This window comes from Streptomyces sp. CA-250714 (genome assembly GCF_050936705.1).
In the GTDB taxonomy this organism is placed as follows: Bacteria; Actinomycetota; Actinomycetes; order Streptomycetales; family Streptomycetaceae; genus Streptomyces.
The window spans coordinates 4015517-4026931 of the sequence record NZ_JBNJMI010000001.1; the positions used below are offsets into that span (position 1 = coordinate 4015517).

The 11415-nt window shown below is 70.1% G+C and carries 9 protein-coding genes; 3 read left to right on the plus strand and 6 right to left on the minus strand.

Annotation, left to right across the window (positions count from 1 at the left end):
• Positions 1–182 precede the first annotated feature (182 nt).
• The 3 genes from ACQEU8_RS17985 to ACQEU8_RS17995 all read left to right on the plus strand — a co-directional run bounded on the left by ACQEU8_RS17985 (position 183) and on the right by ACQEU8_RS17995 (position 3348).
• Positions 183–1349, plus strand: a complete 1167-nt coding sequence (locus ACQEU8_RS17985) for a ParA family protein (RefSeq protein ID WP_433102489.1) — start codon at positions 183–185, stop codon at positions 1347–1349.
• Positions 1346–2515: a ParB/RepB/Spo0J family partition protein gene (locus tag ACQEU8_RS17990; protein ID WP_433101758.1), complete on the plus strand. Its 1170-nt coding sequence runs from the start codon at positions 1346–1348 to the stop codon at positions 2513–2515. The genes ACQEU8_RS17985 and ACQEU8_RS17990 overlap by 4 nt, the downstream gene beginning before the upstream one ends.
• Before the next feature lie 212 nt (positions 2516–2727).
• Complete coding sequence (locus ACQEU8_RS17995) at positions 2728–3348, plus strand: N-acetyltransferase family protein (protein ID WP_433101760.1); 621 nt, start codon at positions 2728–2730, stop codon at positions 3346–3348.
• 83 nt (positions 3349–3431) lie between these two features.
• On the opposite strand, the gene trxA is transcribed toward ACQEU8_RS17995, so the two are convergent.
• The 6 genes from trxA to murJ all read right to left on the minus strand — a co-directional run bounded on the left by trxA (position 3432) and on the right by murJ (position 11392).
• Positions 3432–3761 (minus strand): thioredoxin, encoded by a 330-nt coding sequence (gene trxA / locus ACQEU8_RS18000; protein ID WP_209209333.1) that lies wholly within the window; start codon positions 3759–3761, stop codon positions 3432–3434.
• A gap of 85 nt (positions 3762–3846) precedes the next feature.
• Positions 3847–4833, minus strand: coding sequence for a thioredoxin-disulfide reductase (gene trxB / locus ACQEU8_RS18005; protein ID WP_433101762.1), 987 nt, complete (start codon positions 4831–4833; stop codon positions 3847–3849).
• Positions 4834–4938: 105 nt separating this feature from the next.
• Complete coding sequence (locus ACQEU8_RS18010; protein ID WP_433101764.1) at positions 4939–5967, minus strand: hypothetical protein; 1029 nt, start codon at positions 5965–5967, stop codon at positions 4939–4941.
• Positions 5964–6779, minus strand: coding sequence for an RNA polymerase sigma factor SigM (sigM, locus tag ACQEU8_RS18015; RefSeq protein ID WP_433101766.1), 816 nt, complete (start codon positions 6777–6779; stop codon positions 5964–5966). The genes ACQEU8_RS18010 and sigM overlap by 4 nt, the downstream gene beginning before the upstream one ends.
• Before the next feature lie 52 nt (positions 6780–6831).
• Complete coding sequence (locus tag ACQEU8_RS18020) at positions 6832–9015, minus strand: hypothetical protein (RefSeq protein ID WP_433101768.1); 2184 nt, start codon at positions 9013–9015, stop codon at positions 6832–6834.
• Positions 9016–9148: 133 nt separating this feature from the next.
• Positions 9149–11392 carry a murein biosynthesis integral membrane protein MurJ gene (murJ, locus tag ACQEU8_RS18025; RefSeq protein WP_433101770.1) on the minus strand — a complete coding sequence of 748 codons (2244 nt, stop codon included), beginning with the start codon at positions 11390–11392 and terminating at the stop codon, positions 9149–9151.
• Positions 11393–11415 lie beyond the last annotated feature (23 nt).

Genomic DNA, 11415 nt, shown 5'->3' on the forward strand with positions numbered 1-11415 from the left:
CGACGGTCACCGTCGGGTGCGTGTGCATCGTGTTTCACGTGAAACGCCGCTCTCTGTTGCACGGAATCATCAACCGAGGCCGCGCTGCCGCCAGCGCACGCGGCCAGACCGCCAATGAGCCCCGCTCGGACGTGGAGTTGTCCACAACTGAGCGGGGCTCGCTGGTTCACGGCACCGAAAGCATGGGAGGCTCTGTTCATAGCGAGCCTGATGTTGAGGAGAGTGAACCGTTGCGGTCCGACGCCAACATCGCGGGACCGATGGCCGACCCGGTCCCCGGTCCCCGCACAGAGCCGGGGGATACCAGCGCGGGTGGGGTCGCTCCCCGCGGTGACGCGGCACGTGAAACGCCACCGCCCATGGATGACACGCCGATCGGCCGTGCGGCCCAGCAGGCGGTCGAAGCGATGAACCGCGCCGGGGAGGGGCTGCCTCGCCCTGCCCAGACGCGGGTCATGGTTGTTGCCAACCAGAAGGGCGGAGTCGGCAAGACCACCACGACGGTGAACCTCGCCGCCTCGCTGGCCCTGCACGGGGGCCGCGTCCTGGTCGTCGATCTCGACCCGCAGGGCAACGCCTCGACGGCGTTGGGGGTCGACCACCATGCCGAGGTTCCGTCGATCTACGACGTTCTGGTGGAGAGCAAGCCGCTCTCGGAAGTCGTCCAGCCGGTGCCGGACGTGGAGGGGCTCTTCTGCGCGCCAGCGACCATCGATCTCGCCGGTGCGGAGATCGAACTCGTGTCGCTGGTCGCGCGGGAGAGCCGCCTTCAGCGGGCCATCGAGGCATACGAGCAGCCGTTGGACTACATCCTCATCGACTGCCCGCCCTCTCTGGGGCTGCTGACGGTGAATGCGCTCGTGGCCGGCGCCGAGGTTCTGATCCCCATTCAGTGCGAGTACTACGCGCTGGAGGGGCTCGGCCAACTGCTGCGGAACGTCGAGCTGGTGCGGGGGCATCTGAACCCCCGGCTGCACGTCTCGACCATCATCCTCACCATGTACGACGGCCGGACCCGGCTGGCGTCGCAGGTGGCGGAGGAGGTGCGCGGCCACTTCGGCAAGGAGGTGCTGCGCACCAACATCCCGCGGTCGGTCCGTATCTCGGAGGCACCCAGCTACGGGCAGACGGTCCTCACGTACGATCCGGGCTCCAGTGGTTCGCTCTCCTATCTGGAGGCGGCTCGGGAGATCGCTCTGCGGGATCCGCATGTTGAGCAGGCGCAAGCACAGCAGCAGCTTCAGTTGCAGCAGGCGCAGGCTCAGCAAGTACACGCACAGCACACACAGCACGCACAAGCACAAGTACAGGCGCAGCAGCACGGCAGCATGGCGGAGGGGACTCAGTGAGCGAGCGACGTAGGGGTCTGGGGCGGGGGCTCGGTGCACTGATCCCGGCGGCTCCAACGGGGACGGATTCCGCTGACTCTTCCGAAAACGGGGAGCAGAAGCCGAATATGACGGGAGGCTCCACCTCCCCCACCGCCGTTCCTGTGCTCACCCCGGAGCAGGGGATGCGAGGGGTCGCGGCCGCCAAGGTCGCCGCGCTCTCCCAGCGGGAGAACGAGGACGAGGTTTCGGATGAGGAAGCCGTTTCACGTGAAACGGCGCCCTCGGCCACCGTGGAGGGCGGTGTTCCCGAGGAAGCGGGTGGTGCGTTCTTCGCGGAGGTGCCGCTGGACGCCATCACCCCGAACCCGCGGCAGCCCCGTGAGGTCTTCGACGAGGATGCGCTGGCCGAACTGGTCACCTCCATCAAGGAAGTTGGCCTCCTCCAGCCCGTGGTCGTCCGCGAGCTCACGGCGGGCAACTTCGAGCTCATCATGGGTGAGCGCCGCTGGCGGGCCTGCCGCGAGGCGGGGCTGGAGCGGATCCCGGCCATCGTTCGGGCCACCGAGGACGAGAAGCTGCTCCTCGACGCGCTGCTGGAGAACCTGCACCGCGCACAGCTCAACCCGCTGGAAGAGGCAGCCGCCTACGACCAGCTCCTCAAGGATTTCAACTGCACCCATGACGAGCTGGCCGACCGCATCGGCCGTTCCCGTCCGCAGGTGTCCAACACGCTGCGGCTGCTGCGGCTCTCTCCGGGAGTGCAGCGCCGGGTGGCTGCCGGAGTCCTCTCCGCGGGGCATGCGCGGGCGCTGCTGTCCGTGGAAGACGGGGAAGAGCAGGACAAGCTCGCCCACCGCATCGTGGCCGAGGGGCTCTCGGTGCGTGCGGTGGAGGAGATCGTCACGCTGATGGGCGGCAAGCCCAAGAACAGCACAAAGCCCAAGGGGCCCCGGGCCGGCGCGCGGGTCTCCCCCGCGCTGGACCACCTCGCCGGGCGGCTCTCGGACCGCTTCGAGACGCGGGTGAAGGTCGACCTCGGCCAGAAGAAGGGCAAGATCGTGGTGGAGTTCGCCTCCATGGAGGACCTGGAGCGCATCCTGGGGCAGCTTGCCCCGGGAGAGGGCCGGGTGCTTGAGCAGAAGCTCGCCGAGGGGGACAGCGGCGAGGACGACGATCCCTCGTAGAGCAGGACCGCTCATGGAGCGGGTCTGCGCGGGGCTGAGCCTTCTGAGAGCTGGCCCTCGTAGACGGCAAGGGGCCCGGGCGCTGCGCTCGGGCCCCTTTTGCGTAGCCGTCAGAGCAGAGGATTTGTAGCTGCCCCAACAGAAGGTCCATAGCCGTCACGACAGAAGAAACGTGCCGACGAGTTGTCCGCCCCACGGATACGATGTCTGTCATGGGGCGACAGCTCGTTCCGCTCACGCTGGACAACCTCCCGGACCTGCCGAAGCGTTGCCGTGGCTGCACCTTCTGGGAGCTGGACCCGGTCAGCGGCGAGGAGGCGAAGAAGGCGGGGCGGCCGGACCTGGAGAAGGAAGCCTGGATCTCGGCGGTGCTGCTGGAATGGGGCTCCTGCGGCCGGGTCGTCTACGTCGACGATGTAGCGGTCGGCTATGTGCTGTACGCGCCGCCCGCGTATGTGCCGCGCTCCTTCGCCTTTCCCACCAGTCCCGTCTCTCCGGACGCGGTGCAGTTGATGACGGCCTTTCTGCTGCCGGAGTTCCGGGGGCAGGGGCTGGGGCGGGTGATAGTGCAGACCGTGGCGAAGGATCTGCTGCGGCGGGGGTTCAAGGCGATAGAGGCGTTCGGGGACGCCCAGTGGGCGGAGCCCGCCTGTGTGCTGCCTGCCGACCATCTGCTCTCCGTCGGCTTCAAGACCGTTCGCCCGCATCCCCGCCACCCCCGGCTGCGGCTGGAGTTGCGCTCCACCGTCTCCTGGCGGCACGACATGGAGCGGGCGCTGGACCAGTTGCTGGGCAAGGTGCACAGCAAGGAGCCGGCGCTCCGCCCGCTGTGAGGGCCCAACGGAGACTTCCGGATACGACTGAGGGGCGCCGTTTCACGTGAAACAGCGCCCCTCAGTCGGTGGCGAAGTGAGCCTCAGCCGATGAAGTCCGCGAGGTCCTTCTCGATGGCGGCCTTCGGCTTGGCACCGACGATGGTCTTCACGACCTCGCCGCCCTGGTAGACGTTCATCGTCGGGATCGACATGATGCCGTACTTGGCGGCGACGCCCGGGTTCTCGTCGATGTTGAGCTTGACCACCGTCAGCTTGTCGGCGTGCTCGGAGGCGATGGCCTCCAGCGACGGGGCGATCTGACGGCACGGGCCGCACCAGGCCGCCCAGAAGTCGACCAGCACGGGCTTGTCGCTCTTCAGGACGACGTCGTCGAAGTCGGCGTCGGTCGCGGTCACGGTGGCACCGGCCATGGTGCTTCTCCTCAATCTCTGTTGACTGCGGGTCGGGTGGGGAGCTGGCGGGGGACAGGGCTGGTCCCCCTCGAAGGGCGCCGCGTCAGACGGCTGCCGCGGTCTTCTCCGGCTCCGGGGTTTCCTCGGCGGCCACATCGGTGAGCGCGGCCAGATACCGCTCGGCGTCCAGCGCCGCGGAGCAGCCGGTGCCCGCCGCGGTGATGGCCTGGCGGTAGGTGTGGTCCACCACGTCGCCCGCCGCGAAGACGCCGGGGACGTTGGTGCGGGTGGACGGGGCGTCCACCTTGAGGTAGCCGTCCTCGTCCAGGGTCAGCTCCTCCTTGAACAGGTCCACGCGCGGGTCGTGGCCGATGGCGACGAACAGACCCGTCACATCCAGCTCACGGGTCTCGCCGTTCTGCGTGTCGCGCAGCGTCAGACCGGACAGCTTGCCGTCCTTGCTGTGGATCTCGGCGACCTCGCTGTCCCAGGCGAAGGAGATCTTCGGGTCGGCGAAGGCCCGCTCCTGCATCGCCTTGGAGGCGCGGAGCGTGTCCCGGCGGTGGATCACGGTGACCGAGGCCGCGAAGCGGGAGAGGAACGTGGCCTCCTCCATGGCGGTGTCACCGCCACCCACGACGGCGATGTGCTGCTCGCGGAAGAAGAAGCCGTCACACGTGGCGCAGTAGGAGACGCCGCGGCCGGACAGCTCCTCCTCCAGCGGCAGGCCCAGCGTGCGGTGCTGGGAGCCGGTGGCGACGATCACAGTCCGGGTGCGGTGGACGGTCCCGTTGGAGTCCGTGACGGTCTTCACAGGCCCGGACAGGTCGACGGCGGTGACGTCGTCCGGGATCAGCTCGGCGCCGAAGCGCTCGGCCTGGGCCCGCATGTTGTCCATGAGCTCCGGGCCCATGATGCCTTCCTGGAACCCGGGGAAGTTCTCGACATCGGTGGTGTTCATCAGGGCCCCGCCTGCGGTGACGGAGCCCTCGAACACCAGCGGCTTCAGCGACGCGCGGGCGGTGTAGAGCGCAGCCGTGTATCCGGCTGGGCCCGAGCCGATGATGATGACGTTACGGACGTCGCTCACGGGAGTCTTCCTTGTCTGCCGACTGCTTCCGGGATCTTCTGCCGAGGCTTGCACCCCGTCCAACGGATCCTACGGGGCAGACATTCCCGGGCCCGCGTCCGCGTGTCACCCGCGCGGGTAGGTGCGCTTGAACAGCACCTTCCCGGGGCCCGACGGGTCGGCGCTCACACAGGAGGGGTCCACCAGGTAGGCATCCACCAGCCGCGGGTCGCCACCCTGGTGGGGAAGGACGACCAGATAGCCGGAGCGGTTCTCGAAGGTGGCGTCGGAGTCGACGGCCAGCGGGCTCTCCGTACGGTTGATCCCGTCACGGACGCAGGACGGTATGGACTGTCCGCCGCCCAGCCTGTCGTCGCGGAGGGTCTTCTCCTTGCTGCTGGGGCTGCGCTTGGTGTCGATCGAGGGGGGATCGCTGGGCCGGGCGGAGCTGCCGGGTGCGCTCCGGGAGGGGGACGGCGACTTCTGGTCCGAGAGCAGGTTCTGGACGCGCTTGCGTAGCCGCTGGTCGTCGCTGCTGCCGCCGGCGTCGGTGTCCGTGGGCGCTGAGGAGCCCGGCGCCGCATCGGGAGCCTGCTTCCCGGGGGTCGACTGGGCGGTGCCCGAACTCACCTCGGTGGGTGCGGGGTTGGAGAGCGCCCGGATGGTGATCCCGCCGAGCGTGAGGACAGCCAGAGACGCAGCTGCCACGAGCACCATCGTCCGCTTCCGGCGCCAGGGGCTGAGGGAGACGGAAGTCGCTGTTTCACGTGAAACGGGGCCCGGAGGCGTCTCGGAAGCGGGTTTCACGGGAGGCTCCGCTGCCGTTTCACGTGAAACGGCAGCGTCATGGGCGGCAGCCTCGTCACCGGAAGCAGTCTCGGCCTCCCCCGGCGCCGTGGCCGTCAGCAGCGCCTCCGCGGCAAGCGCCGCATCGATGCGGCTCGCCACATCCTCCGGCATCTGGACAGGGCCGGGCAGGGTGCCGAGCGTCTCGCGGATCTCCTCCAGCGAGGCGTACACATCGGCGCAGAGTTCGCACTCGACCAGATGGGATCGGAGGTCCGTCTGGCGCTCGGCGGGCAGGATGCCCTCGCTGAGCGCGGAGATCTCGGTGACCTCCGGATGCTCGCCGTACGGGAAAGGAGTGGATGTCATGCCTGTCCCCCTCCCTTCACGGCCCCGGAGCCTGTGGTGTCCTGCTGGGTGTTCCGTCGAGCCTTTCGCGGTGTCTTCGGTGGTGTCCCTCTCGGTGCTGGGACGGATGCCCCCGAAGACGGGTTCCCGTCGCTGCTGCCGCCGCCCTCGGCGCCACCGCCGCTGCCGTTGTTGCGCGGGCCACCGCTGCCGCCCGTACCGCCGCTGCTGTCCTTCTTGCCGCCGATTCCGGTGCGCAGATGGGAGACGAGTGGGAGGAGCCGGGCGCGGCCGCGGGCGCAGCGGCTCTTGACGGTACCCACGGCCACGTCGAGCACCTCGGCGGCCTCGGCGACGGGGTAGCCCTGCATATCCACCAGCACCAGCGCGGCACGCTGCTCGACCGGCAGCTCGGAGAGCGCGGTCACCACCTGCTGCTGCACGTCCTGCCGCTCCACGGGCGCGGCCGCGGACTCGTGCGGTTCCATGAGCTGTTCCATGCGCTCGGTGTCATCCGTGAGCGTCGCACGGCGGGAGGCGGCCTTGCGGGCGCGGTCCAGGCAGGCGTTGACCGTGATGCGGTGCAGCCAGGTGGTGACGGCGGACTGGCCGCGGAAGGTGTGCGCGGCGCGGTACGCGGAGACGAGGGCGTCCTGCACGGCGTCGGCGGCCTCCTCGCGGTCGCCGAGCGTCCGCAGGGCCACCGCCCACAGCCGGTCCCGGTGCCGGCGGACGAGCTCACCGAACGCCTCCGGGTCGCCCGCCACATGGCGGGCGAGCAGCTCCTTGTCGTCCGGCCCGGTTATCTCGTCGGGCGCGCCGTCGCTCGCCATCAGCCCCTCCCCTCGCCCTGCCGCGCCCACGTCGGAAGCGGCGCCCGCGGCCTCAACTGAGGACCTGGACCTCCGTGACGCGACCACGGTAGTTGCCGTCGTCGGTGAGTGGGAGCTTGGTGAGCCACAGCAGTACGTAACGGGTCCTGATGGGCTTCTTCGCCTTCAGGGTGAGGTGTGCACCGGAGCCACTGGTGACCTTGCTGAAGCTGCCCAGCGAGGAGGGCATCTCGTTGACGCTCTTCGGCGCGGCCAGGAAGCTCGCCGAGGTCTTGCCGATGAAGTCGACCTTGAGCTGGCTGACCTGCCGGGTCTTCCCCAGGTCGAGGATGATGCCGGCGCCGGACTTGAAGTTGCCGAACTTGGGGTAGTTCAGGTACTTGTCCGTGAGCCAGTAGGTGCCGGGCTTGCCGTCCACGGCGTCGCCGACCCTCTCCGGCTTCTCGCGGCCGTCGGAGCTCTCCGGGTCGAAGTCCCGCACGTCATCGATCTTGACGGGCTTGCCGGTCTGCGCGGCGTTGTCGGAGCCCTTTGCCTGCCTGGCGGACTTCTTGGTGACCGGAGGTTCGCCTTTGAGGAGTGCGTCGGCGACCTGCCAGCTGCCGAGTCCGAGTGCGGCGATCAGCAGCGCGGAGACGCCCCATTTGAGGACCTTGCCGGTACGCCCCGGCAGCGCGGGGGGCGTGGCTCCTGCCCTGGCGACGGGCGCCCCGGGAGCAGCACCCCCGGGTCCGCCGGGTGCGGCGACGCTCGCCGGGCGTTGATACGCCGGCGGCGCGGCGAAGGAGGACTCCGGCGGGCGGATCTTGGGAAGCGCGGAGACCGCCTTGGACAGCTCCTCCGGGGTGGTGCAGGGCTGCTCCTGCCGGGATGCGGTCGCGCCGTCGTTGACCAGGGCGCGCATGGCCAGCGTGGACAGCCCGCGGTGGACGCCGGCGCGGAGCTGCTCGGGCGCCACGAGGGTGCCGATGTCCAGCGAGCCGACGCCCGGCAGCCCGTGCGCGCCCTCCTCGTACGGCCAGCGCTTGGTGAGCGCCGCGTACAGCAGGGCGCCGATCGCCTCGGTGTCGTCTCGCTGCGGGTGGTCGCTGGTGACGCCGCGCAGGGCCGCGTTCACGGCGAGCCCTCGGATGCGGTACTGGCCCATGCCGGTGCGCAGCACGCAGGAGGGCGTCAGCCGCAGATGCGCCAGCCCCTCGCGGTGCGCAGCGGTCAGCGCCTGGGCGAGCTGGCTGACGAGCTGGTACGCCTCGTGCGGCTCCAGCGGGCCCGCGGCGAGCAGCTCGCTGAGCGGAACGGCGTCGGGCAGCCACTCGTGGACAACGTAGACCAGCTCGTCCTCCTCGACCGCGTCGAGGACCTGCACGAACCGGGGATCACCGAGCAGGGCTGCGGAGCGTGCCGCGGCGAGCACCTGGCGGGCGCGGGCGTGCCCGGCGGGCAGCACATGGACTCCGACGGCGCGGCGCAGCTTCTCGTCGACGGCGCGCCAGCTGCTGAAGCCGTCGAGGCGGGTGACGCACTCCTCGAGGCGGTAGCGCCGGGCGAGCTTGTGACCGCTGTGCAGCTCGGGCACCCGCATCTCGGGCGCGGGGGCCTTCGCGGCGGTGTTCTCGGCGCCGGGGGCATCGTCCGTGCGGACGGCCTTCTCGGCGCCCTTGGAGTCCTCGGTGTCCTTGGGGGCTTTGGAGGCTCCGGGCTGCTCCCCGTCCTTGGTGTTCTCGCCGCCGCTCCCGGTCTTCCCGGCGCCCTTGGCCTTCCCGCTGCTCCGGGTCTTCTCCTTGGCCTTGGCCTTCATACGGCTCGCCGTTCCGGCGCCATCCGCGGCGCCCGTGCCATCCACAGCGCCGGCGTCGGTTTCGGCGGCGAGGCCCTCGGCAGCGGCGTCGGCGGGGGAGGCGGCGGAGGTCTCGGCGTCTGCGGAGGTCTCAGCGGCGGCATCCGCGGGGTCGGTGTCCTGGGCCGATTCCGGGTCGGCCGCAGTCGGCCGGCTCGCGCTGCTCCCTTCGGGGGATGCCGCGGGCGACGTCGCACCGGAGGAGTCCGTCAGGGGTGCGGTGTCGGAGGGGTCGGCCGAGGGCTCCTTGTGCGGGGAAGTCCCGGCGCTGTGGCTGTATCCGTTCGTCGCGTCCGTCGCACCGTCGCCCGTGGCCCCGTCCTGCTGGGCGGTCAGCGGTTCGCCGTTCGCACCGCTGGTCTCGGCCACGCCGACAGCGGCTGTGCTCCGTTCCGCCACCGTCGTTCCTGCCTCCCCATCCGTTGTGGCCGTTTTCCTGGAAACGGCCAAAAACATTGTGCCTACACCTCGCCGCTATGCACGACACGCGGGGGCGAATGATGGTTGTATACGCCGGTTTCTCGCCGAGTTTTCATCGGCCGAGTCTGGCGCGCACCATGCCGAGCATCGCCGTCATTTCCTCGATGCGCATGCGCTTCGCCGCTAGGACGAAAACCGCGCCCAAAACGATCCCTCCCCCGACGAGGGCGGCGATCGACCCCAAGGTGCCGCTGCCCAGTACATGGGTGATGCCCCAGGCGGCGGCGCCCGCGGCGAGTGTGGCCGGGACACTGGCGCCGGCCAGCCGCGTGTACGTACGGACCACGTGCCGTCCGTCGAGGTCGCCGCCCAGCCGGTTGCGGAGCCGCCGCCAGGCGATGCCCACTCCGATGATGTAGGCGAGCCCGTAGGAGGCGGCCATCCCGACAACGGCCCAGCGGGAGGGCAGCAGCAGGAAGCACAGTGCGGAGGCCACGGCGTTGACGGCGGCCACTATCACCGTGTTGAAGAACGGGGTGCGGGTGTCCTCGTAGGCGTAGAAGGCGCGCAGCACGACGTACTGCACCGAGTACGGGATCAGGCCGAGACCGAAGGCCATCAGCATGTATCCCATGGAACGGGCCGCGTCCACGCCTGCCGAGCCGTAGATCATCGTGCACATCGGGATGCCGAGCGCCAGGAAGCCGAAGGCGATCGGGACGATGGCGACGGCGGAGTTGCGCAGCCCCTGGGAGATGTCGTCCCGCACGGCGCCGGTGTCACCGTCGGCGGCGGAGCGCGAGAGCCGGGGCAGCAGCGCGGCCATCACCGAGACGGTGATGATCGACTGCGGCATCGTCCAGATGAGCTGCGCGTTCGAGTAGGCGATGTAGCCGGTGCCGGAGTCACCTTGCTGTGCCGCCGTGTCGCCCGCCCAGGTGGACAGCTGCGAGACGACCAGTACGCCTGCCTGGTTGGCGAGCACGAACAGGATGGTCCACTTGGCCAGCTTGGCGGCCTTGCCCAGCCCGTGGCCGCGCCAGTCGAAGCGCGGCCGGATGCGGAAGCCGGCGGCCCGCAGATACGGGATCATCGCCAGCGCCTGGACCACCAGGCCCAGCAGGGTTCCGACGCCCAGCAGCCGGACGCCCTCGGGGGGGATGGTGTTGACGGTCAGGTTCGAGGTGTCGGCGGTGCCGTACACCCACAGGAACATGCTGATCGTCGCGATGATGACGATGTTGTTGAGGACCGGGGTCCACATCATGGCGCCGAAGCGGCCGCGCGCGTTGAGGACCTGGCCCATCACCACATGGATGCCCATGAAGAAGATCGAGGGCAGGCAGTAGCGCACGAAGGTGATGGTGACCTCGTTGGCGGCCGGGTTGTCGGCGAGCTTGACCGACATCAGTCGCACCAGCAGCGGCGCGGCGAACACGGAGGCGACGGCCAGCCCGCCCAGGATCACCGCGACGAGCGTCAGCAGCCGGTTCGCGTACGCCTGCCCGCCGTCCTCGTCGTCTTTCATGGCCCGGACAAGCTGGGGGACGAAGACGGAGTTGAGACCGCCGCCGACGGTGAGGATGTAGAGCATCGTCGGGAGCGTGATGGCGAGCTGGTAGCTGTCGCCGAGGGCCGAGGCGCCGAGCGCCGCGACGATCATCGCGGAGCGGACGAAGCCGGTGAGCCGGGAGACCATCGTGCCCGCGGCCATGATGGCGCTGGACTTGAGGAGCCCTCCCCCGCTGGGCTTGGCCGGCGCGGCGGCCTCACCTGCTCCGGGAGGGGCGGCCGGTGGCGCGGCCTTCGGGGTCACCGTGCCGAGGTTGACCGTCTGCGTGGAGGGCTCCTCGGCGGCGCCGGGTGCTCCGGGCTCGGGCGGATAGGGCTGCGGCGGCTGGGTGGGTTCCGGGTGGAACGGCGGCTGCTGCGCGGGACGCTGGGGCTGGGCGTGGCCCTGATCGCGGTAGAGGTGCGCGAAGGCGTCGTCCGGCCGGTTTACAGGCTGTTGAGGCGGACCGCCGGACGGCTGCTGAGGCGGACCGCCGGGCTGCTGGTGCGGACCCGCAGGCTGGTGGGGCGGGCCCGGAGGCTGCGGGGGCTGCTGGGACGACCCCGGCTGGTACGACTGGGGCTGGTGCGCCTGTCCCTGGTACGGCTGGTGCCCGTAGGGCTGCTGCTGCCCGGGGGCGGGCTGTTGCCCGGGGGAGGGCTGCCAGGCGTGCGGGTCCTGGGCCGAGGGGTCGCTGTCCTCGTACGGGTCGCGCCCGTACGCATCCGGCGCATACGCGTCTTCCGGCCGTCCAGGGCCGTCACCGGGGGTCCGGCCCCGGTCGCCGCCATACGGCGCGTTCATCGTCGCTACCTACCCCTGCCCCT